The organism is Ruegeria sp. D1(2025) (genome assembly GCF_056536425.1).
Genome location: NZ_JBQFPO010000008.1, coordinates 18,142 through 39,295 on the forward strand (window position 1 = coordinate 18,142; position 21,154 = coordinate 39,295).

Annotated in this window: 27 protein-coding genes; 12 read left to right on the forward strand and 15 right to left on the reverse strand. The window is 59.4% G+C overall.

Going from position 1 to position 21,154, the window contains the following annotated elements:
* Window positions 1–224: 224 nt before the first annotated feature.
* From ACR1XU_RS16855 to aat, 4 genes are all read left to right on the forward strand, one after another.
* Window positions 225–761, forward strand: a complete 537-nt coding sequence (locus ACR1XU_RS16855; RefSeq protein ID WP_170614692.1) for a LuxR C-terminal-related transcriptional regulator — start codon at window positions 225–227, stop codon at window positions 759–761.
* Between the two features lie 152 nt (window positions 762–913).
* Window positions 914–1,417, forward strand: a complete 504-nt coding sequence (gene accB, locus ACR1XU_RS16860; protein ID WP_170614693.1) for an acetyl-CoA carboxylase biotin carboxyl carrier protein — start codon at window positions 914–916, stop codon at window positions 1,415–1,417.
* A 9-nt stretch (window positions 1,418–1,426) separates the two neighbouring features.
* Complete coding sequence (accC, locus tag ACR1XU_RS16865; protein WP_170614694.1) at window positions 1,427–2,776, forward strand: acetyl-CoA carboxylase biotin carboxylase subunit; 1,350 nt, start codon at window positions 1,427–1,429, stop codon at window positions 2,774–2,776.
* A 48-nt stretch (window positions 2,777–2,824) separates the two neighbouring features.
* Window positions 2,825–3,457 (forward strand): leucyl/phenylalanyl-tRNA--protein transferase, encoded by a 633-nt coding sequence (gene aat / locus ACR1XU_RS16870; protein WP_480907476.1) that lies wholly within the window; start codon window positions 2,825–2,827, stop codon window positions 3,455–3,457.
* On the opposite strand, the gene ACR1XU_RS16875 is transcribed toward aat, so the two are convergent.
* The 6 genes from ACR1XU_RS16875 to ACR1XU_RS16900 form a co-directional block, all read right to left on the reverse strand.
* Window positions 3,421–3,780 (reverse strand): DUF2155 domain-containing protein, encoded by a 360-nt coding sequence (locus ACR1XU_RS16875; protein ID WP_170614696.1) that lies wholly within the window; start codon window positions 3,778–3,780, stop codon window positions 3,421–3,423. The genes aat and ACR1XU_RS16875 overlap by 37 nt on opposite strands.
* Window positions 3,777–4,229 (reverse strand): outer membrane lipid asymmetry maintenance protein MlaD, encoded by a 453-nt coding sequence (mlaD, locus tag ACR1XU_RS16880; protein ID WP_170614697.1) that lies wholly within the window; start codon window positions 4,227–4,229, stop codon window positions 3,777–3,779. Before mlaD ends, ACR1XU_RS16875 begins: the two co-directional genes overlap by 4 nt.
* 12 nt (window positions 4,230–4,241) lie before the next feature.
* On the reverse strand, window positions 4,242–4,625 hold the full coding sequence (locus ACR1XU_RS16885) for an NADH:ubiquinone oxidoreductase subunit NDUFA12 (RefSeq protein WP_170680842.1): 384 nt from the start codon (window positions 4,623–4,625) through the stop codon (window positions 4,242–4,244).
* A gap of 79 nt (window positions 4,626–4,704) precedes the next feature.
* On the reverse strand, window positions 4,705–5,064 hold the full coding sequence (locus tag ACR1XU_RS16890) for a RidA family protein (protein WP_480907478.1): 360 nt from the start codon (window positions 5,062–5,064) through the stop codon (window positions 4,705–4,707).
* Between the two features lie 125 nt (window positions 5,065–5,189).
* Entirely contained in the window at window positions 5,190–6,458 is a 1,269-nt protein-coding gene (clpX, locus tag ACR1XU_RS16895; protein ID WP_170614700.1) for an ATP-dependent Clp protease ATP-binding subunit ClpX, read from the reverse strand.
* Window positions 6,459–6,591: 133 nt separating this feature from the next.
* Window positions 6,592–7,224 carry an ATP-dependent Clp protease proteolytic subunit gene (locus tag ACR1XU_RS16900; RefSeq protein WP_480907480.1) on the reverse strand — a complete coding sequence of 211 codons (633 nt, stop codon included), beginning with the start codon at window positions 7,222–7,224 and terminating at the stop codon, window positions 6,592–6,594.
* A gap of 341 nt (window positions 7,225–7,565) precedes the next feature.
* On the opposite strand from ACR1XU_RS16900, the gene ACR1XU_RS16905 reads away from it, so the two are divergent.
* From ACR1XU_RS16905 to ACR1XU_RS16915, 3 genes are all read left to right on the forward strand, one after another.
* Window positions 7,566–7,907 carry a metalloregulator ArsR/SmtB family transcription factor gene (locus ACR1XU_RS16905; RefSeq protein WP_170614702.1) on the forward strand — a complete coding sequence of 114 codons (342 nt, stop codon included), beginning with the start codon at window positions 7,566–7,568 and terminating at the stop codon, window positions 7,905–7,907.
* Between the two features lie 244 nt (window positions 7,908–8,151).
* Entirely contained in the window at window positions 8,152–8,361 is a 210-nt protein-coding gene (locus ACR1XU_RS16910; protein WP_480907482.1) for a hypothetical protein, read from the forward strand.
* Window positions 8,362–8,655: 294 nt separating this feature from the next.
* Window positions 8,656–9,222 (forward strand): type II toxin-antitoxin system Phd/YefM family antitoxin, encoded by a 567-nt coding sequence (locus tag ACR1XU_RS16915; RefSeq protein WP_480907484.1) that lies wholly within the window; start codon window positions 8,656–8,658, stop codon window positions 9,220–9,222.
* Window positions 9,223–9,309: 87 nt separating this feature from the next.
* Here the strand turns inward: ACR1XU_RS16915 and ACR1XU_RS16920 are convergent, their stop codons facing one another.
* Both ACR1XU_RS16920 and ACR1XU_RS16925 read right to left on the reverse strand, forming a co-directional pair.
* Window positions 9,310–9,762: a hypothetical protein gene (locus tag ACR1XU_RS16920; protein WP_170680848.1), complete on the reverse strand. Its 453-nt coding sequence runs from the start codon at window positions 9,760–9,762 to the stop codon at window positions 9,310–9,312.
* 168 nt (window positions 9,763–9,930) lie between these two features.
* The gene (locus tag ACR1XU_RS16925; protein WP_480907486.1) at window positions 9,931–10,416 is read right to left on the reverse strand and encodes a hypothetical protein; all 486 of its coding nucleotides are present in this window, start codon (window positions 10,414–10,416) and stop codon (window positions 9,931–9,933) included.
* Between the two features lie 375 nt (window positions 10,417–10,791).
* Here ACR1XU_RS16925 and ACR1XU_RS16930 point away from each other — a divergent pair, with 375 nt between their 5' ends.
* Window positions 10,792–11,361, forward strand: a complete 570-nt coding sequence (locus ACR1XU_RS16930; protein ID WP_480907488.1) for a hypothetical protein — start codon at window positions 10,792–10,794, stop codon at window positions 11,359–11,361.
* Window positions 11,362–11,451: 90 nt separating this feature from the next.
* Here the strand turns inward: ACR1XU_RS16930 and lepA are convergent, their stop codons facing one another.
* A complete protein-coding gene (gene lepA, locus ACR1XU_RS16935; RefSeq protein WP_170614709.1) occupies window positions 11,452–13,251 on the reverse strand; it encodes a translation elongation factor 4 in 1,800 nt (599 codons plus the stop codon).
* Between the two features lie 519 nt (window positions 13,252–13,770).
* Between lepA and ACR1XU_RS16940 the strand changes: the two genes are divergently transcribed.
* Together ACR1XU_RS16940 and ACR1XU_RS16945 are read left to right on the forward strand one after the other, a co-directional pair.
* Window positions 13,771–14,082, forward strand: a complete 312-nt coding sequence (locus ACR1XU_RS16940; RefSeq protein ID WP_170614710.1) for a hypothetical protein — start codon at window positions 13,771–13,773, stop codon at window positions 14,080–14,082.
* A gap of 65 nt (window positions 14,083–14,147) precedes the next feature.
* Window positions 14,148–15,098, forward strand: a complete 951-nt coding sequence (locus ACR1XU_RS16945) for a LysR family transcriptional regulator (RefSeq protein ID WP_480907490.1) — start codon at window positions 14,148–14,150, stop codon at window positions 15,096–15,098.
* Here the strand turns inward: ACR1XU_RS16945 and ACR1XU_RS16950 are convergent.
* The gene (locus tag ACR1XU_RS16950; RefSeq protein ID WP_480907492.1) at window positions 15,095–15,538 is read right to left on the reverse strand and encodes a low molecular weight protein-tyrosine-phosphatase; all 444 of its coding nucleotides are present in this window, start codon (window positions 15,536–15,538) and stop codon (window positions 15,095–15,097) included. The genes ACR1XU_RS16945 and ACR1XU_RS16950 overlap by 4 nt on opposite strands.
* A gap of 28 nt (window positions 15,539–15,566) precedes the next feature.
* Here ACR1XU_RS16950 and ACR1XU_RS16955 point away from each other — a divergent pair, with 28 nt between their 5' ends.
* Both ACR1XU_RS16955 and ACR1XU_RS16960 read left to right on the forward strand, forming a co-directional pair.
* On the forward strand, window positions 15,567–16,262 hold the full coding sequence (locus ACR1XU_RS16955) for an NAD-dependent deacylase (RefSeq protein ID WP_480907574.1): 696 nt from the start codon (window positions 15,567–15,569) through the stop codon (window positions 16,260–16,262).
* A 60-nt stretch (window positions 16,263–16,322) separates the two neighbouring features.
* Window positions 16,323–16,931, forward strand: a complete 609-nt coding sequence (locus ACR1XU_RS16960; protein ID WP_480907494.1) for an HdeD family acid-resistance protein — start codon at window positions 16,323–16,325, stop codon at window positions 16,929–16,931.
* A 98-nt stretch (window positions 16,932–17,029) separates the two neighbouring features.
* Here the strand turns inward: ACR1XU_RS16960 and ACR1XU_RS16965 are convergent, their stop codons facing one another.
* From ACR1XU_RS16965 to meaB, 5 genes are all read right to left on the reverse strand, one after another.
* Window positions 17,030–17,503: a copper chaperone PCu(A)C gene (locus ACR1XU_RS16965; RefSeq protein ID WP_480812287.1), complete on the reverse strand. Its 474-nt coding sequence runs from the start codon at window positions 17,501–17,503 to the stop codon at window positions 17,030–17,032.
* A gap of 40 nt (window positions 17,504–17,543) precedes the next feature.
* Window positions 17,544–17,894, reverse strand: a complete 351-nt coding sequence (locus ACR1XU_RS16970) for a hypothetical protein (protein WP_170614715.1) — start codon at window positions 17,892–17,894, stop codon at window positions 17,544–17,546.
* Between the two features lie 397 nt (window positions 17,895–18,291).
* Complete coding sequence (gene rpmB / locus ACR1XU_RS16975) at window positions 18,292–18,579, reverse strand: 50S ribosomal protein L28 (protein WP_170614716.1); 288 nt, start codon at window positions 18,577–18,579, stop codon at window positions 18,292–18,294.
* A gap of 222 nt (window positions 18,580–18,801) precedes the next feature.
* On the reverse strand, window positions 18,802–19,938 hold the full coding sequence (locus tag ACR1XU_RS16980; RefSeq protein WP_480907496.1) for a Hint domain-containing protein: 1,137 nt from the start codon (window positions 19,936–19,938) through the stop codon (window positions 18,802–18,804).
* A 165-nt stretch (window positions 19,939–20,103) separates the two neighbouring features.
* Entirely contained in the window at window positions 20,104–21,081 is a 978-nt protein-coding gene (gene meaB, locus ACR1XU_RS16985; protein ID WP_480907498.1) for a methylmalonyl Co-A mutase-associated GTPase MeaB, read from the reverse strand.
* Window positions 21,082–21,154 lie beyond the last annotated feature (73 nt).

Genomic DNA, 21,154 nt, shown 5'->3' on the forward strand with positions numbered 1-21,154 from the left:
TGCAGCATCCCCCCTTCGGTTGCCGCTACTGTATATCCCAGATTTGTTTTCAGATAAAATTATTAATAAAAGAAGTTTAGGGCACTATTATCAAACAGTCTTTACACAATTGACAAGCTATACCGTACCATGCGTTTCGTTAAATATTCACCAACAGGCATCCCCGTTCGATCTATTTCTACATACCACTTCATTTTCACCACAAATCCCGGCACGATACAGAAATGAGCGACCCTGCATTCGAATACGCGCCGATCGGCCTTGTCGAGTTGGAAAACCGGATCATCCGGCGATGCAATCTGCAATTCGCGCGCACCTTTGGCGGCGAAGAAGCAGAATATCGCAACATGCCGCTGCTGCATCTCTACCCGTCCGTGGCCGACTGGGAGCGCATTGGCGCGCGCAGTCTGCAGGTGATGCGCGATACGGGCTACTACACGGATGAACGCGTCATGCGTCGGCGCAATGGCGATCTGTTCTGGTGCCGGGCGCGCGGGCGCTCGCTGACGCCTGATGACCCGTTTCGACATGGAATCTGGAGCTTTTCTGACATCTCCGAAGAACGGCCACTGGTCGAGTTGACCGCGCGGGAACGCGAAGTGGCCATCCTGTCGTGCCGGGGGCTATCCGCCAAGGAGATCGGCGGAGAACTGGGCCTGAGCTATCGCACCATCGAGGCCTACCGCGCGCGGCTTCTGGAAAAGTTCGGCGCCCGGAAACTGCCCGAGCTTGTCGCCAAATTGTCGGGGATGCCATTATGAGCGCCTCCCCCCCTCACGTTTCCGAATAAAACCCCAATTTAGAAGGGCGAGACGGCACTTTTCATGACCGATCGCATGGCTTATAACGCTGCCTAATCAGACCAAAGCCCGCACGAAACAGACGGGCCAAAGGGGAACCGTCGAGGACACTCATGACAGATACCAAGCACGAAGCGGATGTGGCGTTCATCAAGGCATTGGCCGAACTGTTGCGCGAAAATGACCTGACCGAATTGCAGGTCAAGCGCGAGTATGGCGAGGAAGACAGCCTGAACGTACGCGTCAGCCGCATGTCGCAGGCCGTGCCTGCCCCGGTTCAGATGACCGTTCCGGCCGCTGCACCGGTCGCTGCCGCCCCCGTTGCTGCTGCGGCTCCGGCCCCTGCGGAAGCGCCCGCCGCTGCCGAAGATCCCGCCAGCCACCCCGGCGCCGTGACGTCGCCCATGGTTGGCACTGTCTACATGCAGGCCGAACCCGGTGCACCCTCTTTCATCTCTGTCGGGGCATCCGTGTCCGAAGGCGACACGTTGCTGATTGTCGAGGCGATGAAGACCATGAACCACATCCACGCCCCCAAGTCGGGTACAGTCAAACGTATTCTGGTCGGCGATGGCGACGCTGTGGAATTCGGCACCCCTCTGGTCATCATCGAGTAAGGCGGGCCCATGTTCGACAAGATCCTGATTGCCAACCGAGGCGAGATCGCCCTGCGCGTGATCCGTGCCGCGCGCGAGATGGGGATTAAGACGGTCGCCGTGCATTCTACCGCTGACAGCGACGCCATGCATGTGCGTATGGCGGACGAATCGGTGTGTATCGGCCCTCCGCCCAGCCCGCAAAGCTACCTGTCGATGCCTGCGATCATATCGGCCTGTGAAATCACCGGAGCGCAGGCCATTCACCCCGGCTATGGCTTCCTGTCCGAGAATGCCGAGTTCGTGCAGATCGTCGAGGACCACGGCATTACTTTCATCGGCCCCACTGCAGAACATATCCGCATCATGGGCGACAAGATCACCGCCAAGGATACGATGAAAGCCCTGGGCGTGCCCTGCGTTCCGGGATCGGATGGCGGAGTGCCTGATCTGGCAACAGCCAAGCAGATCGGTGAGGAATTCGGCTATCCCGTCATCATCAAGGCCACCGCCGGTGGCGGCGGGCGCGGCATGAAAGTCGCGATGAATGCCGACGAGATGGAAAGCGCATTCATGACCGCGCGCGCCGAGGGCAAGGCCGCCTTTGGCAACGACGAGGTCTATATCGAGAAATACCTGACCACGCCGCGCCACATCGAGATTCAGGTGTTCGGCGATGGCAAAGGCAAGGCCGTACATCTGGGCGAGCGCGATTGTTCGCTGCAGCGTCGCCACCAGAAGGTGTTTGAAGAGGCCCCCGGTCCCTGCATCACTCCGGAAGAACGCGCCAAGATCGGCAAGGTCTGCGCAGATGCGGTGGCCAAGATTAACTACATCGGCGCCGGGACCATCGAGTTTCTCTATGAGAAAGGCGAGTTCTATTTCATCGAGATGAACACCCGCCTGCAGGTAGAACATCCCGTCACCGAAGGTATCTTTGGCGTCGATCTGGTGCGCGAGCAAATCCGCGTCGCCGCAGGTGAGCCGATGTCCTTCGGCCAGGACGATCTGGAGATCAACGGTCACGCCATCGAAGTTCGGATCAACGCTGAAAAACTGCCCAACTTCTCGCCCTGCCCGGGCAAGATCACAGCGTATCACGCGCCGGGCGGACTGGGCGTCCGGATGGATTCGGCGCTTTACGACGGGTATTCGATCCCGCCCTATTACGACTCACTGATTGCCAAGCTGATCGTGCAGGGCCGTGACCGGGCCGAAGCGCTGGCGCGGCTGGAACGCGCGTTGGGTGAACTGATCGTCGACGGTATCGACACCACAGTTCCCCTGTTCCACGCGCTTTTGCAGGAATCTGACATTCACAGCGGTGACTACAACATTCACTGGCTGGAGCGTTGGCTTGCGCAAAACATGGCCCAGTAAGACAGCGGTATTGGGTGGTCACACCCACCCAATGCCCGGCCATAAATCATGAGCCTGTCTCCTGAACTTCTGCTGCACGGGTATTCCATCGGTATCTTTCCGATGGCCGAGCACCGCGACGCGGCTGAACTGTTTTGGGTTGATCCCAAACTGCGCGGAGTGTTTCCGCTGGATGGGTTTCACATTTCCCGAAGCCTGGCCCGTCGCATACGAAACGCGGATTATTCGGTTTCAATCGATCGTGACTTCGCCGGCGTTGTCGATGGGTGCGCAGACCGCGCGGACACCTGGATAAACGCCGAACTGCGCGATCTATATCTGCAGCTTCATCGCTCGGGCCATGCCCATTCGCTGGAAATATACGCCCAAGGCAGATTGGTCGGAGGCGTCTATGGCGTGGCCCTCGGTGCCGCGTTTTTTGGCGAAAGCATGTTTTCGTACCATACCGATGCGTCGAAGATCGCCCTTGCCTATTTGGTGGACCGATTAAGTCAGACCGGATTTCAATTGTTCGACACGCAGTTTCTGACCGCACATCTAGCCTCGCTTGGCGCAATTGAAATCCCGCGCGCGCGCTACCAGCAGGCTCTGGAAAGGGCGGTCAATGCCAGCGCTCATTTTTCCGCCGAAATCTCTCAAACCCCTCAGGGGGTCATACAGCGGATTACCCAAACGTCATAACGGGAATGGTCCAGCGCATTCAGCGCGGGCGAGGTTGCAATCATCCAGCCGTCAAACAATTGCTCGGTCTTGCCCTGTTCCCAGATTGTCAGGAAGGCAAACGCATCGCCGGTGGGGTTTTCAATCGGATACCTGCAATCGCCCAAAGCGACATCCAGCCCAAAGATGGTCTGCGTCTCGCCGCTTTGCAACTCGACATCAACGGTCTGGCCACTGACCTTGTCCAGACCACGCAGCATAGCACCCGGCCCCGACGCCACTTTTTGCTGGGCCATTGCGCCGGTTGCGGACAGGACAAGCGCCAAAAGCGCTGCGCGCATCATTCGCTGCCGTCTCCGGCCACAAACTTGACCAGCAGTGAGATCAGGCTGACGGCACCCTGCGTATCCTCGACCACGTCTCCGGGTTCAAAAAAGAAGGGCGAACCGCCGGGCATGACTTCAACAAAGTTCCCGCCGAGCAACCCCTCGGAAGAGATCACGATGGCACTGTCATCCGGCACCAGGACACCATCCGCAATCGTGAAGGTTGTATCGGCACGATAGGTATCGGCGTTCAGTTCGACACCCGTCACAGTCCCGATCTTCACCCCCGCCAAGCGCACGTCTGTTCCGACCCCCACACCTTCCAGGGATCGGAAGGATGCGCCCAGTTCATAGCCCGTGCGGTTTTGCGACAGGCCGGTGGATTGGCTGGCATAAACGCCAAATGCGACGGCGCATGCCAGTACAACACCGCCGACCAAGACTTCGGTCATGTTATGGGTAGACATCGCTCGCCTCGCCTATTCCGGGCTCCAGGCCTCATAGTCGGATCGCTCGACCGGTTCGGCCCGGCGCAACGATCCAGCAGGCATGTATGCCAAAGCTGTTCCCGTCAGGTTTTCCTGATGCGGTTTTTCCCAGGACTTGTGCGCAAGCGGTTTGTCGGTGGGCGGCTCATCCCAGGTACGGTGCAGCCAACCGTGCCAATCCGGATCGACCCGGCTGGCCTCGACCTCGCCATTGAAGATGACCCAGCGCTTGCTGTCATCGGCATTGCGGTAAAAAACATTGCCTTCGTTGTCTTCGCCAACCTTGATGCCATTGCGCGAGGTGAAAATCCGTGTGTTCAGGGTCGCCCCATTCCACCAGGTCACCGCCCGCAATAGAGTGTTCAGGATTCCCATCGGTTGCCTCCGGCATTTAAGTCAAGGAAGGTATGGACCAAAGGCCGGGCAAGGTCCAGTACCACGCAACGCATCTGCGTCATTCCGGCAAAACCGCGGTTACTTCTATTTCGATCCTGTATTTTGGGTCGATCAGGCCACACTCGATCATCGTCGCTGCCGGAGGGTGCTCTCCGAATATTTCGGCCAGGATTGGCCAGCACGGCGCAAATTCCATCCGGTCCGGCAGCATATAGGTGACCCGAACCACGTCGGCGAAACCCGCTCCGGCCTCGGCCAGTGCCTTTTCGATGATACCCAACGCGGACCGGCATTGTTCGGCTACCGTATCGCCCTGCCCGACCGTGCCCGCGACATGAACAAGCCCACCGACCACAACCGCGCGGCAATATCCGACCTTGGCCTCAAACTCGCCGCCCGAGGAAATACGCTTGATCACACTGCTCTCCTTAAGAAGGTTCATCCGGGGTTTGCACCGCGGTGCTTTCGAGAGGCTCTGCCTCGATGGGGGCAGCGCCCCCCTGGAAAGGGCGAAACCAACCGACTTTTCAGAACCGTGTCCGATCAACCCGCAGAGGCGGATTCCTGTCCGGCATCGGCATAGATGAACAGAGGCTGAGCGTCTGACATCACGGCCTCTTCATTGACCACCACTTCGGTCACGTTTTTCATCCCCGGCAGGTCGAACATGGTATCCAGCAGGATGTCTTCGAGGATCGAGCGCAAACCACGCGCGCCGGTCTTGCGTTCGATGGCCTTCTTGGCGATTGCCTGCAATGCGTCATCGGTAAAGGCCAGTTCGGCATCTTCCAGCTCGAACAGACGCTGATATTGCTTGACCAAGGCGTTCTTGGGCTTGGTCAGGATGGTAACCAACGCGTCCTCATCCAGATCTTCCAGCGTGGCCAGAACCGGCAGACGGCCGACAAATTCCGGGATCAGGCCGAATTTCAGCAGGTCTTCCGGCTCAAGATCCTTGAAAATCTCGCCGACACCGCGCTCGTCATTCTCGCGGACGTCTGCGCCGAAACCCATGGCCGAACCCTTGCCGCGCTGCGCGATGATCTTGTCGAGCCCGGCAAACGCACCACCGCAGATGAACAGGATATTCGTGGTATCCACCTGCAGGAACTCCTGCTGCGGATGCTTGCGGCCACCTTGCGGCGGAACACTGGCCACTGTGCCTTCCATCAGTTTCAGCAGCGCTTGCTGGACGCCCTCGCCCGAGACATCGCGGGTGATCGATGGGTTTTCTGACTTACGCGTGATCTTGTCGACTTCGTCGATATAGACAATGCCGCGCTGCGCACGCTCGACGTTGTATTCGCTGGCCTGAAGCAGCTTGAGGATGATGTTTTCGACATCCTCACCCACATATCCGGCCTCGGTCAGCGTCGTCGCATCCGCCATGGTAAAAGGCACATCCAGAATCCGTGCCAGCGTTTGCGCCAGCAGGGTTTTGCCGCAACCGGTGGGGCCGATCAGCAGGATGTTCGATTTCGCCAGCTCGATATCATTGCCCGCCTTCTGGGCATGGTTCAGGCGCTTGTAGTGGTTGTGCACGGCAACCGACAGAACCCGTTTGGCAGTGGCCTGACCGATGACATAATCGTCCAGCACCTCACAGATATCCTTGGGCGTTGGCACGCCATCCGAAGATTTCAAACCACTGGCCTTGGTTTCCTCGCGAATGATATCCATGCACAGCTCGACGCATTCGTCGCAAATGAACACGGTCGGGCCGGCAATCAGTTTGCGCACCTCATGCTGGCTCTTGCCGCAGAAACTGCAGTAGAGCGTGTTCTTGCCGTCACCGCCTGAATTCGTCGCCATGTTCTACCTTTCGGGCTCCATCCCAGCGACCCCCTCGAGCCGCGCTTGCCGCCTTTTGACGCAGCTTAGGCCAGCGCCGGGGCCGCTACAATCTCAAAATCGCACCTCGCGCAGTGCGCGCGAGGTTTTGAACTCAGGCCTCTTCTCCGCCCGTCTTGGCGCGGTTTTCGACGATCTCGTCGATATGGCCCCAGTCCTTGGCTTCTTCCGGGCTCATGAAATTGTCACGATCCAGCGCTTTTTCAACCGCCTTTTTGGTCTGTCCGGTATGACGCACGTAGATATCATACAGGCGATCCTTGAGCTTTTGCGTCTCGGCCGCATGGATCATGATATCGCTGGCCTGACCCTGATAGCCACCGCTGGGCTGATGCACCATGATCCGGCTGTTGGGCAGCGAAAAGCGCATGCCTTTCTCGCCCCCAGCCAGCAAAACCGAACCCATCGAGGCCGCCTGACCGATCACCAATGTCGAACATTTCGGCTTGATGTACTGCATTGTGTCGTAAATCGACAAACCGCTGGTGACGACTCCGCCGGGCGAGTTGATGTAGATCGAGATTTCCTTGTTCGGGTTTTCCGCCTCAAGGTGCAGCAGCTGCGCCACGATCAGGTGGCTCATGCCATCGTGTATCGGACCGTTGATGAAAATGATCCGCTCTTTCAGGAGGCGCGAGAAGATGTCGTATGCGCGCTCGCCCCGGCTGGTCTGTTCGACGACCATCGGGACAAGAGTGTTCATATATGTGTCTACGGGATCGAACATTCGGAACCTGCCTGCTTTGCTATGGATCGGGACACTACCCGAAGAAAAGTTACACGAGTCTTAGTATCGGCACAGAGGGGCCGCAAGGGGTCGGCTGACATCGGTCAGGTATTCTTGCTTTTGGAATTGTCGAGTGGCATTTGAGGGCGCTCGTGGTTTGGATCGGTGTCCGGAAAATCATCGAAATGCGGTTTGGCTTCGGTGGCTTATGTCTTTCATCACGGTATTTTGATGCGTGCATATTGTGATGCATGATCAATAACTGTATCTACACAGCCCATATTGAGCGTCTGTAATTGGTTAACACCTGCCCCTTTATCGGGCCAAGAAGGATCGGAACAATGGCACTGCCTCAGCTCGCACAGGACATGAACCCTGAAGACCTAGACCGTATGGTGACCAGCGCCACAGAAGCGTCCAACTTTCTAAAAGCTATCAGTCACGAAGGTCGCCTCATGATCCTGTGCCATCTGGTGTCCGGAGAGAAATCTGTGACCGAGCTGGAGACTTTGCTGTCTGCCCGTCAGGCCGCTGTATCGCAACAACTTTCCCGTTTGCGGTTGGAAGGCCTTGTGACGCCCCGCCGGGAAGGCAAAGCCATTTATTATCGCCTGGCAGATGATCGCCCGCGCCGGATACTGGAAGTGGTTTACGAGCTATTCTGCGCTGGGAAACACGCCTGACAACTGTTCCACTACGGACAACGGACAGGCCAAAAAACTCAATAGCCACACATTGAACAACTACCGAGCGGCCTCTGCATATTGCGCAAGCGGCGACAGCACACCCCATATATAGTTGCGCACCTCAAAAAGGTCATGTAGGATGTTACCCACAGGTGCATAGACGCGGCATTGCATATCCTGACACAAATGCGGGGTTCTTTTGCTCAAGCAAAAGAACCCCGCTCTCGTTGGCAGGTGAGTAGTGGCAGCCTGTATGAACCCGGGGTTCGAAAAAGGAAAAGGCGTCAGGTGCGCAGACGCGGTCTTTGCATGTATCCTTGCGGACACCCCTGACGCCTTGCCGGTCCGATCCGTCCCGAAAGACATCACGATCCAGTTGCCCGGCCCCCGAAAGGACCAAAGCTGCTACGTCACGCTCAATGTCGCGGCGCAGCACGCACGAACCGTCTGAGAGGCTGATCATCTGATCCGGACATAAAGCCCAACTCAACCGATCCGCCACCGGTAAGCCATTGTGATCAAAACTAAATCCTAAGATCCGCCTTCATCACCGCGGCCCCCTTGGCCCTTGCGTCCCGCTTGGGTTCCTAAGAACCGCTGCGGTGATCAGACTGTTACATTCACACCCTCAGCCGACAAGAAAATAGCACTGCAGCATAAAAATTAGACGGGGATAACCTGTTGGTATCCACCGGGAAAGAGTTGTGGACAACTCTGAAATCCGCGATGCCGCGTGGGGTTGAGGGTGGATAAGTCCGGACATGAAACAGCGGCCCGATTTTGGGCGATTTCTGCAGGTGCGAAGGCCCCGCGCTGTGCCTTAGGCCGAAATTGCAGGGTTAATACATCCATCGGACCCGCGATCTTTCGAATCGTACATACGGAGATTCGCCGATGCGCTGCACAATTTTCCACGACCCGCGCCCATCTGGGTGATCTGGTCACCCGCGCTCAGGATCCCCGCGAGGTGATCATCCTGACCCGCCACGGCAAACTGCCGGCGGTGCTGATCTCGGTCGCCGAGGTGAACCGAATCTGGCACCTGCAGGACGATGACGAGATCGGGTGGAAACATCCCCTGAACGGCATCCGCGGAATGTGGTCGCTGGGACGGAACATTCCGGGGATGGAACCGGGGCCGGACGGCACCTATGTCACCGCGCACGGGGCCGCGCTGAAGGTTCGCGAAATCCAGATGACCCGCGCCAAGGAACGCCGCATTCTTGCGCCGGGCGGTCTGGACCCTGTCGCGGGCGGCGAGCTTGCCGCCCGGCCCGTCCCCTCCTGGCGGAGACGCTGGTTCCGTTTTTGAGAAGCGTTCCGGCCCGGGCGGGATTACCTATTACGCGCTGCCAACGACAGCCAGTACCCCCTACAGCCCGACCGGGCCGGAAACACTTCAGTTCACCTGACGTTCCAGAACAGTGCTGTAGGTCGTTCCGTTCCGCAGGCTACGGAAATCCGCATAGATCTTGCCATCCTCATAGCGGGCATCGATCAGGGCATTCACGCCAATCGTCGGATCGGCCGAGCTTTCGACGATGCCGATCTTGCCCGACCCGTCCAGACTGACCGAGCCTGTGGCGTCATAGACAGTCCAGTCCTCGCTGGCCGCACGCCGCCATTTGCTGGGTCCCCAGAACACGTTGTCCTGCTGCTTTTCGATATGCAGCACCCATTCGGCATTGTTAAAGCGCGGCACGTCACCGGTGGCTGTGCGCGACGGTGATACCGTGGTGTAGCTGCCGGCCCAGGTGCCGCGCAGATCCGGTGTGGCATCTGCCAGCGCGGCGGTTCCAAGGGCGAGGGTGGTGGCCAGAGCGGCGGCTCCGGCAGTCATGTATCTGGTCATGGGCTCTCTCCTTCTCTCTGCAAAACAGATTGGGAGGGCGAAAGCGGGTTACAACTTACCTAAGGGAAACTTCATGATCGGTTCATCCAACGCTCAGGCGATGCCCACGCGGTTCGGGCGCGCGAACCCCTGCCCGCACGCCCGATACCATTGCTTTGAACTGGAAAGTCAGTTCATCGTGATACTGCCGGTTATCGTGTTCACGAACGTCTTGGTTTCCTGATCGGTCAGCGACGAAAACGTGCCGCTCCCCGAAGCGGTGCCCCATCCGCCAGTGCCACCCGACACCGTCCAGTCCCCGGTCAGCGCGCCATCCGCGCCGAGACCCTTGGCGACCCAGCTCAGCACCGCCTTGTCCCCTGACGCGGTGTCGAACACGCAATTGCCAGTGCCCGAGGCCGCGCCCGCATTGATCAGCAAAGCGCCAAAGCAGGCCCCTGTCGCCCCTTCCAGCGGATGGCCGGACGGGACCTCGAAACTGTCGTAATTGGTCTGCGTTTTCACCACCGCGTGGCCGTCAGAAATGCCATAGACTTCGTTGGCATTCATACCCATCCCCTTGCCCGCGGAATCATAGGTTTCCGCGGATGCCGAGGCGGCGAACAGTCCGATGGCAAGGACAGAGATTGCGGTCGTCTGAAAGAACTTTTGCATTATACCCTCTCGTTTCTGAGGCCTGGGCGTTGCAAGTTTCTGGACAAGAAATGCGTCCACCTGAACGCGGTCCCCCGGAGAGACAATACCACATTCTGATCAGATGGTTGGGTCTAAATTGCGCGTATGGCGTAGCGGGTGGTCGATGGATTTGAGGGCAGCGCTAGTCTGAGGGGAAGCGTTAACGCGCCGCCCGTTTTGCTGGAGGCAAGTCTTCGGTTTGACGGGGGCGGGCCGGCAAAGCCCGGCTGTGCCGCCCGGCGGCTGAGTCGGTTTGACAGCGTCAAAAAATGGAAGATAAAAACAAATTCTTGCGGTAGTTGTTCATTTCAAACTCAATCAGCTTTTTGAAAGAGCAACAGTTCGAGTAAATGTATGAATGATCAGTATCCTGACAGAGGCACGGCTATGGAAGGATTACTTCCAAAACAGTTCGTCTATGATCTCGGGCTCTATTTACAAACCTGTGCTCATATCGAACTTTTGACAAGCGCGTTGATTGTTTGCCTAAATGGACTGAAGCCAGAAAACAAAGACTGGTTCGCTCGGTACTGCCAAGTTCGAAAGCTCTCTACTAAAGAGCTCATTAAAGAATTGAAAAAATCTAGCAGACTAGCGAAAAACTTCGGTTTCGATGAAGACTTGTTGGCGTTGTCAAATTGGATAACAAGATTTGTTCAAAACCGACATATGGCTGCACATGGCGCTTTTTTCGGATCGCTCAATGGATTCCTACGTGTCGACTATGTGACGAACAATGGCTCGAGAAACGACCCCGACTTCAAACGTGCAACAATTGCCGTGACGCAAGAAAACATTGAAGAGGCGCTCCAAGATGCGGATCGAATCTACCACATCGTCCTCGGAATGATTGGCTGTATCCATGCAGATCTGCCACTAAAAATTCTTCGGGCAATCGTGCCGATAGTGGAACACCCTTCTTAGAAAACTCGATCGCTCACCCACCCCACCGCGCGGGCACGCAGTTGGCTGCGCCAACAGCTTTTGCTCAGCCGCCTTAAAAATGGCCAGCCTTTAACTATCCATCTTCAATGCAGAGATGAATGCCTCCTGCGGGATATCGACCTTCCCGAACTGGCGCATCTTCTTCTTACCGGCCTTCTGCTTGTCCAGCAGTTTGCGTTTCCGCGTGGCGTCGCCTCCGTAGCACTTCGCGGTCACGTCCTTGCGCAGCGCCGAGAGGGTCTCGCGGGCAATGACCTTGCCTCCGATGGCGGCCTGGATCGGGATTTTGAACATGTGGCGCGGGATCAGGTCCTTGAGCTTTTCGCACATCGCCCGGCCCCGCATCTCGGCCCGGTCGCGGTGAACCATGGTCGACAGCGCATCGACCGGTTCGTCATTCACAAGGATCGACATCTTGACCAGCGCATCCTCACGATAGCCGGTCATCTGGTAGTCGAAGCTGGCATAGCCCTTGGTCACCGATTTCAGGCGGTCGTAGAAGTCGAAGACGACCTCGTTCAGCGGCAGGTCATAGACGACCATGGCGCGGCTGCCCGCATAGGTCAGATCCATCTGGATGCCGCGACGGTCCTGGCAGAGTTTCAGCACGTCGCCGAGGTATTCGTCGGGCACCAGAATGGTCGCCTTGATGCGCGGTTCTTCCAGATGATCGACTTTGGACAGGTCCGGCATGTCGGCGGGGTTGTGCAGCTCGATCATCTCACCGTCTTTCATGAAGACGTGGTAGATCACCGACGGCGCCGTGGTGATGAGGTCGATATCATATTCGCGTTCGATGCGGTCGCGGATGACCTCGAGGTGCAAGAGGCCCAGGAAGCCGCAGCGAAAGCCAAAGCCCAGCGCGGCCGAGGTTTCCATTTCAAAGCTGAAACTGGCGTCGTTCAGGGCCAGTTTGTCGATCGCGTCGCGCAGGTCCTCGAATTCGGCCGAGTCCACGGGAAAGAGGCCGCAGAAGACCACCGGCTGCGCGGGTTTGAAGCCCGGCAGGGCGACTTCGGTGCCGTTGCGGTCATTGGTGATGGTGTCACCGACGCGGGTGTCGCGGACCTGCTTGATGGAGGCGGTGAGAAAGCCGATCTCGCCGGGGCCAAGGCTGTCGATCATCTGCATTTCGGGCCGGAACACGCCGACGCGGTCGACATGGTGCAGGGTGCCGTTTGACATGAACTTGACCCGCATACCCTTTTTCAACGTGCCGTCCATGATGCGGACCAGAACGATCACACCCAGATAGGCGTCGTACCACGAGTCGACCAGCATCGCCTTGAGCGGCGCATCCAGAGTGCCCTTCGGCGCGGGCAGCTGACGCACGATGGCTTCCAGCGTCTCATGGATGCCCTGCCCGGTCTTGGCGCTGACCTGAATGGCGTCGGTCGCGTCGATGCCGATCACGTCCTCGATCTGCTCGGCCACGCGGTCACAGTCGGACGCGGGCAGGTCGATCTTGTTCAGCACCGGCACGATCTCATGATCGGCGTCGATGGCCTGATAGACGTTCGCAAGCGTCTGCGCCTCGACCCCTTGGGTCGAGTCCACGACCAGCAGCGACCCTTCGACCGCGCGCATGGACCGCGAGACCTCATAGGCGAAGTCGACGTGGCCGGGGGTGTCGATCAGGTTCAGCACGTATTGCTCGCCGTTGTCGGCGGTATAGTCGATCCGGACCGTGTTGGCCTTGATGGTGATGCCCCGCTCGCGCTCGATGTCCATGCTGTCGAGCAGCTGTTCCTTCATGTCGCGATCCTGCACCGTTCCGGTCTCCTGGATGAGCCGGTCGGCAAGGGTGGATTTGCCATGGTCGATATGCGCGACGATGGAGAAATTGCGGATATGAGCGAGGTCTGTCATGTTCCGCGTATTAGCGGGTTTTTTAAGGCGGTCAAGGTGGAGAACGACTGCAATCGGAACCTGAGCCAAGAAAGAATTGGAGCTTGGCAAACGAATGCCGACAATACTGTGCTCTGCGGTGGGTTGCAGTGAAACTGCCGTCACCTGCGTCGGCAATCGTGTCTTGCCTGAGGGACAGATGCTGAAGGTTGGATTGGAAGACCTGCAGGTCTGGTGCGCGCAGAACTGATCCTGCCGAAGAAGGGGTTATCCGATGGAACATTCCGGTCGCCGGGGCCAGTGCATACTGCCGAGTATTCCAGACAATCGAAGCGTCCATTGAAGCTGTTCAAGAGTAGTTGGCGTTCCTGCCTTGACCGGTGCCGGGCTGAAGCCCGGCCTACGGGTGTGGCGGGGTTGACCCCAGTAATCACTTTTTCGCAACGCATGATTGATCCGAACCCCCGATTAATTCATACTCCGCCGCAGACCGAGGGGGGCGTCAGATCCCTCCGGGCAGGCAAAAAACGAGGCTCGAGTATGAAACAGTTCCTCTTAATCGCATTCTGTGCGGCGTCGCTGACGGCGGTGGCTCCGGCCCCTTCGTATGCGGCCAAGATCAAACAGGCATGTCTGGCGTCCGACCGGGCGGCGGCGACGCGGGATCGGTGCAGCTGCATTCAGCATGTGGCCAATCAGGCATTGACGCGCAGCGACCAGAAGACCGTCGCCAAGTGGTTTACCGACCCACACAAGGCGCAGGAGTTAAAGATGTCGAAAACCGCGCGCGATGACGCGCTGTGGGATCGGTATCAGAACTTCGGCCAGATGGCGCAGGCGATCTGCAGCTAAGCCGGACGCAATCCTTGACCTGACGCCCGCTGCCCCTCAGAAAAGGCGCAGCGAGAGGATTTTGCATGGTTATGAAAGGGCTGAGCTTGCGCGGCCTCGAAGTGTTCGAGGCGCTGGCGCGGACGGGATCGGTGGCGCAGGCGGCCGAGATCACCGGGCTCAGCCAGCCGTCGGTCAGCCAGCAGTTGCGCAATCTGGAAAACGCGCTGGGGGCCGAGCTTGTGGATCATGGGCGGCGACCGATGCGGCTGACACAGGCCGGGCGCAGCTTTCTTGCCCGGACCAGGGCCGTGCTGGCCGAATTGCAGATGGCGCAGAGCGAGCTTTCCGTGATGGACCTGGGGCATCTGGCCACGTTGTCCATCGGTCTGATCGACGATTTCGACAACGAACTGACCCCACGCCTGGCAACGTTGCTGGCCGACAGCCTGACCCGGTCGAAATTCAAGCTGATCACGCTGTCCAGCCTTGACCTGTTTCAGGCGCTTGAGGAGCAGCGGTTGCATCTGGCGGTCTCGGCCCATAGCGGCGAGGTGCTGGAGGGGGTGGTCGAGTACCCTCTGGTCCGCGATCCGTTCATACTGGTGGCCCCCAAGGGCGCCGGAGGTGTGGAGGCCGCGCTGCGGGACTTGCCGTTCCTGCGGTATGCCCGCGAACAGTTGATCAGCCGCCAGATCGAGAGCCAGTTGGCGCGGCAGCAGGTCGAGTTCGAGGAACGGTTCGAGATCGGCTCGCATCTGGCACTGATGGCGATGGTGGCGCGGGGCTTGGGCTGGGCGATCACCACACCGCTCGGCTATATGCGGGCGGCGCGGTTTCATGACGGGCTTGAAGTCTATCCGGCCCCGTTCGGAGCGTTTTCGCGCACCATCTCACTGTTCACCCGCACGGACTGGCCCGACGAGGTTCCGCGCGAGATTGCGGGCATGATTCAAAGGCTGATGCGGAGCCATATCCTTGACCCCGCGATCGAGCAGGTGCCGTGGCTCAGCGACCGGCTGAAGGTGATCGGCTAAGCCCTCAGGTGGGCGTCAAGCCCTTCGACCGCCGCTTCGATCAGGTCAAGCGCACCGTCAAAATCACGGGTATAGTACGGATCGGGCACATGGTCGGCCCCGGTCTGGGGCGCGAAGTCTGTCAGCAGGCGGACAGGGGTTTGGTTGCCCGGTGGGCGCAAGGCCTCGATGTCTGCCAAGTTGCTGGCGTCCATCCCGATGATCAGGTCGAACCGGTTGAAATCGGCCGCCAGGAACTGCCGCGCGCGCAGGTCGCTCAGGTCGATGCCCCGGGCGTTGGCGGCGGTCTGCATCGGGCCATAGGGCGGATTGCCGGTGTGCCAGCCCATGGTGCCGGCGCTGTCGGTTTCGTGCTGCGGGGCACGGGCGCGGAACACGCCCTCGGCCGCGGGTGAGCGGCAGATATTGCCGAGACAGACAAACAGGATACGGTGGGTCATGAGCCAAGGTTTAGCGCGCGGAGGAGACATGGGAAAGATCGTCATTCTGACCGGTGCCGGAATTTCAGCCGAAAGCGGGTTGAGCACGTTTCGCGATGAAGGCGGATTATGGGCGCAGCACCGCATCGAAGATGTGGCCACGCCCGAAGGTTTTGCCCGCGATCCGGCGCTGGTCCACGGGTTCTACAATGCCCGCAGAAAACAGGCCGCGCAGGTACAACCGAACGCGGCGCATGAAGCCTTGGCACGGCTGCAGCGGGATTGGCGCGGAGACGTGGTCATCGTGACCCAGAATGTTGACGGCTTGCATGAGGCGGGCGGTGCCAAAGGGGTCATCCATATGCATGGCACTCTGGCCGGCGCATTGTGTTCAGCCTGCAACCATCGCTGGAAGGCCCCGACGGAAATGGTAGTGGGCGAACGTTGTCCCGCCTGTGACCATCCAACCGCCCGCCCCGATGTCGTCTGGTTTGGCGAGATGCCCTATTTCATGGACGACATCTATGATCATCTGGCCGACGCCGCGATCTTTGCCGCCATCGGCACATCGGGTCAGGTCTATCCTGCGGCGGCTTTTGTGCACGAGGCGCAGGCCGCCGGGGCGCAGACGATCGAGCTGAACCTTGAACCGTCCTCCGGAGCGTCCCATTTTGATGAGACGGTATTTGGCCCGGCCACACAGATCGTGCCCGGGTGGGTGGATCGGCTGCTGGATCGCACCTGATGCCATCCGTTACAACCGGGTTCACGCGTATTGGATGAGACCCGAAGACAGGAGACGCCGATGGAGGAACATCAGACCCGGAGCGGTGAAGTTCTGGAAGACGGCACATTTGCAGGGCGGGACGCGCTTGGTGACAAGCTCGCCAATCTTTGGTGGACATTCCTGCTGCGTGGGCTGATGGCCGCCGCACTTGGGCTTGCAGCCCTGTTCTGGCCGACCGGCAGCATCACGGTTCTGTTGCAACTGGTCGGTCTGTTGCTGATTCTCGATGGCGGGCTGACGTTGCTGGGGTTCGGGCGGCGCGGGTTGATTGGCGGGTTTGGCATCAGCGCCGTGCTGATTGGCCTTATCCTGCTGATATGGCCCGAAGGGACCGCCCGGCTTGCCTTCTTCCTGCTTGGGGCCTGGGTGCTGATTGTCGGGATCGGATCCGTCATGACGTGGCGGCAGATGCACGAGATGGACCCGGCAGGGCCGACCCTGCGCAATTCCGGAATCATCGCCATTCTGATCGGTTTGGTTCTGATGTTCTGGCCCGGGAGCGGGTTGGTGGCGCTGGGATGGGCAATCGCGTTTTCCGCGCTGGCATTTGCCGCCGTAATGTTCTGGCTGACGGCCCGGTTCAAACGGACCCATGACCGGATCGCCATGCGAGTCGTCAACAGATAGCAAACATACCCGGACCGCCAAAGGGCAACAGGCCGGGCTAAAGCGCCGGCCTGACGCATGGATGACGGCCGCAGAGCGGCCTGAAGACGGGCGTTGGTTCAGTTGGAATGCGAGCCGTGGCCGCCCTGATCCTGACGCTCGAGATCGACCGGGACCTCGACCGTGACTTCACCGGCCTGTTCGAAAATCAGGGTGACAGGAACGGTTGCACCCTGTTCGAACGGCTGCTTCAGGCCCATGAACATCACGTGATCGCCGCCGCGTTTCAGCATGTGGACCTCGCCCGCGGGGATGGCAAAGCCTTCCTCGACATGCATCATCTTGGCGACGCCGTTTTCGTCTACCTCGTGGGTATGAAGCTCGACCCGTGCTGCCACATCCGACGTCACACCGATCAGACGGTCATCCTGACCGCTGTCATTCCGGATCATCATGAAAGCTGCGCCCGCCTTGGCCGATTTGCCCGAAGATCTGGCATAGGCGTCTTCGACCAGGATCAGGTCCTGGGCAAATGCGGTAGTGGCCATGGCTACGGTGGCGATGGTGGCGAACAGGGTGGATTTGAAGGACATTGTGCCTCTCCTTTGATTTGATCTGAAAACTGGTTTGGAATCAGATCAGAAAAGGAGGCGCGCGGGCCGGTTTGCGCGGCAGCGTCCGGGCGACGAGGTTTTCGGCCAACGGCAATGGGGCCGGTTGCGAAAGGCGCGGAGCAGCAGGCAACTCAGGTTGCGCCGCCGCCAACGCCCCCAGAAGGCTCAGGGCGTAGTCAGGGCAGTAATGCGGGGCTTTGGTGGGCTGGCCGTCTTCGTCCATGTAGACGACAACCGGGCCGGTTCCGGTGCACAGCACCATCTGACCAACGGCGCGGTCCATCCCCCGCGATACAGCCACCCCCTGCCCGGTCAGAATGACGAGCAGGGAAATGGCCAGAGCCAGATTTTGCTTGAATACGGATCTCATCTTATCCGCGATATACGCCCGCTTTCGCGCGCGTCACAAGGGCATTCGCCTGCGTCCTTTTCTCCGCGTCAGGTATCCACGCCGTTACGACGGACTTGGCTTTTGGTCAGGCTGGTGTGAAGATGGTTCACCCGTCTCTGCATCCGCGTGCAGGCCGCAAAGGTTCTGGCGCAAACGGTAGCCAACAGAGAGAAAAAGTAAAACGATTTTAACGACATATCCACAATCTCCACCGGAATTGCGAGTCAGACAATAGACCCGCAACCGATGGGCGTCTGTGAACAATTTCACGAAAGAGAATAAAACTATTTCTCTTTGAGGAACAGTTTGCAATCAGGCCAAGAAAAAGGCCCCGCACCGGGCGGGTGCAGGGCCAAAACTCTTGCTGTGAGAAAGATCAGGCCGAGGCTTGTGCCTTGGCGATTTCCTTTTTCACTTTCAGCGCGTTTGCCGACAGCTCATCGTCTTTGGCTTTGGCCAGGAACGCGTCCAGACCACCGCGGTGGTCAACCGAACGCAGAGCAGCAGCCGAGATGCGCAGCTTGACGCCACGGCCCAGTGTTTCGGACTGCAGAGTAACGTCGTTCAGGTTCGGCAGAAAGCGACGCTTGGTTTTGTTGTTGGCGTGGCTGACATTGTTGCCAGTCATCGGGCCTTTTCCGGTCAGTTCGCAACGGCGCGACATGGTTTCTTCCTTTGTTTCTGGAGGCCGGGCTACTGCCTGCGGCCAAATCACAAGGGGCGCAACCCGAAGTCGCGCCCGAAAACTGGTTGGATGCGTGTAGTGGGAATCGGCGGAAGGGTCAAGACGGATGCTGCGAATTCTTTCCGACACCTTCGGAGGTAATCCACGATGTCAGACCGAGCTATCCGTTTCGGGCAATATTCGCAATCCTTGCTGCCCGGATCACGAGTTCAGAAGCAGGGGCTTGTTGTTGCGCAAGTGGCGCGCGACCAGCCGGGCCTGTTGCGGCCCGCGCGGAATGAAACGGGCGGGATCCGTCTCATGTGTCACGTCCGCCAGTTCCGGGAAAATGGCGAAAATCTCCTCGCGGGCCGCATCGCTGAGGGTCTTGAGCGCCTCGGGTCCGGTGAAAAGGCTTTCGGTGGGGGCGTCTTCGGCGAAGATGATCTCGTGCCGGTCAAAGAGCAGGTGAAAATACTCAACCTCAGCCAGCGTGTCATCAACATGGATACCCGGCAGTTGCGTCAGCTTGATTGCGGGGATCAGCACCTCGGGCGCGCCGAACATGCGCATGGCGATTTTCGACCGCACCACCATGCGGTGCTGCCGGGAGACCAACAGATCCTGCTGCGGCAACCCGCCGCCCAGGGCTCCGGCATGGATCCGGACAGGCCGGAGTTTGGGGTTGGCGGCAAGAGTCTTTGCGCCCATGCGGCGGCGACCGATCCAGCGGATGGGCTGCAGCCCGTGGCCGCCGGTGGGAAGTCTGTTGCCCGTGCGCAGGTTCTGGATGGGCACGGGTCCGTGTTCGGTCTGAATTTTCGTGTCGCGGGTAAAGCAGGGAACACCGGCTCCGTTTTCGAAGGTGGAATAGGTCACGGTGCTGCCCGATGGCAGGGTGAACGTGCCACTGGACAACGAATAACCTGTCCCGGCCACAACCGTGATGGTGCCAAATGTGTTGTCGGTGATGACCGTGCCCGCAGGCAGGTTCAGCGTATCGGTTCCACCGCCACCGCGTATATCGCCGGACACATTGGTGCTTTGGAAATCGAGCGTATCATTGCCGCCGCCCAGGCGGATGTTGGAAACGTCCGACCCTCGGACGGTGACCGTGTCGCCTGCGCTGCCGGCCGCCAGCGTGCCGCCGATGGCGCTGCCCGTGATGGTGATGTCATCGCTTCCGGCATTACCGCGCACATCACCCACGATCGTGCTGTTCGAGACGTTGATGACGTCATTGCCCTGCCGCCCACGGATATTGTCGATCGGCGACCCTTGCGGCGTACCGTTCAGGGTGCCGTTGTTGTTGGTGACGTCGATGTTGTCGGCACCGTTGGTGCCATTGATATTGGGCATGATCGACAGTTCCCGTTGATCTGTTCAGTCTGGCTCCTGCCCTGCGGCATCAACATGTGCCACCTTGAGGGACGAGCGCCCGAGCGCCCGGATCCCGTTAAGTATTCATATATAATACAACATTAGATGGAATCGCACCACCTTTGGCGGAATTCCGGCCCGAACCTACTGCCCGGATAGGGTGCCGAGCATACGCTCCGCCGCTGCGGTGGGGCTGATATCGCCTGATCCAACCTCGGCGCTCAGCCGCTCCATCTCGGCGCGGATTTCGGGTGCGTCAAGCTGCGCCAGAAGGGCATGGCGCACCTCCTGATCGAACCAGAAGCGGGCCTGCGCAGCTCGGTTCGCGTGCCAATGACCGTTGTCGCGGCGCCATTGGGTGAGGGATTGCATCTCGTCCCAGGCCTGTTCCAGCCCATGTTCCTCGACCGCCGAGACGGTCATCGCCTTCGGAAAACCTTCGGGGTCCTGCGGACGTTTTCGCAGCAGGCGCAGCGCACCGGCATAATCGGCGCAGGTGCGGGTGGCGGTGGCCTTCAGGTCGCCGTCGGCCTTGTTGACCAGAATCATGTCGGCCATTTCCATGATGCCGCGCTTGACGCCCTGCAATTCGTCGCCGCCTGCGGGCGCAAGCAGCAGCAGGAACAGATCGGACATTTCCGAAACCACGGTCTCGGACTGGCCGACGCCCACGGTTTCGATCAGCACCACGTCAAAGCCGGCCGCTTCGCACAGGGCAATCGCCTCGCGCGTGCGGCGGGCAACACCTCCCAGGTGGCTTTGGCTGGGGGACGGGCGGATAAAAGCGTTCTTCTCGCGGCTCAGCCGTTCCATCCGGGTCTTGTCGCCCAGAATCGAGCCGCCCGAGCGGGCCGAACTGGGGTCGACCGCCAGAACCGCGACGCGCAGCCCTTGCCCCGTCAGCATCATGCCAAAGCTTTCGATGAAGGTGGATTTGCCGACACCCGGCGTCCCCGAAAGGCCGATGCGCAGCGATTGCCGATCCGCTGTTGCCAGATGGGACAGCAATTCGGCGGCCTGCGCCCGGTGATCGGCGCGGCGGCTTTCGACCAACGTGATGGCGCGTGCCAGCGCGCGGCGGTCGCCCTGCAGAATTCTGTCCCCAAGCTCGGCGGTGTTCATGGATGGGTCCCTCGTCGAAATTTGCCCTAGATGACGGAGTGGGCCCGGGTTTGTCCAGTGCCCGCGGCAAGGT

Bases quoted from the DNA above. Each gene is read 5' to 3' on its own strand.
- accC (WP_170614694.1), top strand. From the start codon at position 1,427: ATGTTCGACAAGATCCTGATTGCCAACCGAGGCGAGATCGCCCTGCGC.
- accB (WP_170614693.1), top strand. From the start codon at position 914: ATGACAGATACCAAGCACGAAGCGGATGTGGCGTTCATCAAGGCATTG.
- ACR1XU_RS16950 (WP_480907492.1), bottom strand. From the start codon at position 15,538: ATGACCCACCGTATCCTGTTTGTCTGTCTCGGCAATATCTGCCGCTCA.
- ACR1XU_RS16920 (WP_170680848.1), bottom strand. From the start codon at position 9,762: ATGACCAGATACATGACTGCCGGAGCCGCCGCTCTGGCCACCACCCTC.
- ACR1XU_RS16925 (WP_480907486.1), bottom strand. From the start codon at position 10,416: ATGCAAAAGTTCTTTCAGACGACCGCAATCTCTGTCCTTGCCATCGGA.
- rpmB (WP_170614716.1), bottom strand. From the start codon at position 18,579: ATGTCGCGCCGTTGCGAACTGACCGGAAAAGGCCCGATGACTGGCAAC.
- ACR1XU_RS16905 (WP_170614702.1), top strand. From the start codon at position 7,566: ATGGCACTGCCTCAGCTCGCACAGGACATGAACCCTGAAGACCTAGAC.
- ACR1XU_RS16945 (WP_480907490.1), top strand. From the start codon at position 14,148: ATGGTTATGAAAGGGCTGAGCTTGCGCGGCCTCGAAGTGTTCGAGGCG.
- ACR1XU_RS16980 (WP_480907496.1), bottom strand. From the start codon at position 19,938: ATGCCCAATATCAATGGCACCAACGGTGCCGACAACATCGACGTCACC.
- ACR1XU_RS16970 (WP_170614715.1), bottom strand. From the start codon at position 17,894: ATGAGATCCGTATTCAAGCAAAATCTGGCTCTGGCCATTTCCCTGCTC.
- ACR1XU_RS16955 (WP_480907574.1), top strand. From the start codon at position 15,567: ATGGGAAAGATCGTCATTCTGACCGGTGCCGGAATTTCAGCCGAAAGC.
- ACR1XU_RS16855 (WP_170614692.1), top strand. From the start codon at position 225: ATGAGCGACCCTGCATTCGAATACGCGCCGATCGGCCTTGTCGAGTTG.
- meaB (WP_480907498.1), bottom strand. From the start codon at position 21,081: ATGAACACCGCCGAGCTTGGGGACAGAATTCTGCAGGGCGACCGCCGC.
- mlaD (WP_170614697.1), bottom strand. From the start codon at position 4,229: ATGTCTACCCATAACATGACCGAAGTCTTGGTCGGCGGTGTTGTACTG.
- ACR1XU_RS16875 (WP_170614696.1), bottom strand. From the start codon at position 3,780: ATGATGCGCGCAGCGCTTTTGGCGCTTGTCCTGTCCGCAACCGGCGCA.
- ACR1XU_RS16900 (WP_480907480.1), bottom strand. From the start codon at position 7,224: ATGTTCGATCCCGTAGACACATATATGAACACTCTTGTCCCGATGGTC.
- ACR1XU_RS16885 (WP_170680842.1), bottom strand. From the start codon at position 4,625: ATGGGAATCCTGAACACTCTATTGCGGGCGGTGACCTGGTGGAATGGG.
- ACR1XU_RS16940 (WP_170614710.1), top strand. From the start codon at position 13,771: ATGAAACAGTTCCTCTTAATCGCATTCTGTGCGGCGTCGCTGACGGCG.
- ACR1XU_RS16930 (WP_480907488.1), top strand. From the start codon at position 10,792: ATGAATGATCAGTATCCTGACAGAGGCACGGCTATGGAAGGATTACTT.
- ACR1XU_RS16960 (WP_480907494.1), top strand. From the start codon at position 16,323: ATGGAGGAACATCAGACCCGGAGCGGTGAAGTTCTGGAAGACGGCACA.
- lepA (WP_170614709.1), bottom strand. From the start codon at position 13,251: ATGACAGACCTCGCTCATATCCGCAATTTCTCCATCGTCGCGCATATC.
- ACR1XU_RS16965 (WP_480812287.1), bottom strand. From the start codon at position 17,503: ATGTCCTTCAAATCCACCCTGTTCGCCACCATCGCCACCGTAGCCATG.
- aat (WP_480907476.1), top strand. From the start codon at position 2,825: ATGAGCCTGTCTCCTGAACTTCTGCTGCACGGGTATTCCATCGGTATC.
- clpX (WP_170614700.1), bottom strand. From the start codon at position 6,458: ATGGCGACGAATTCAGGCGGTGACGGCAAGAACACGCTCTACTGCAGT.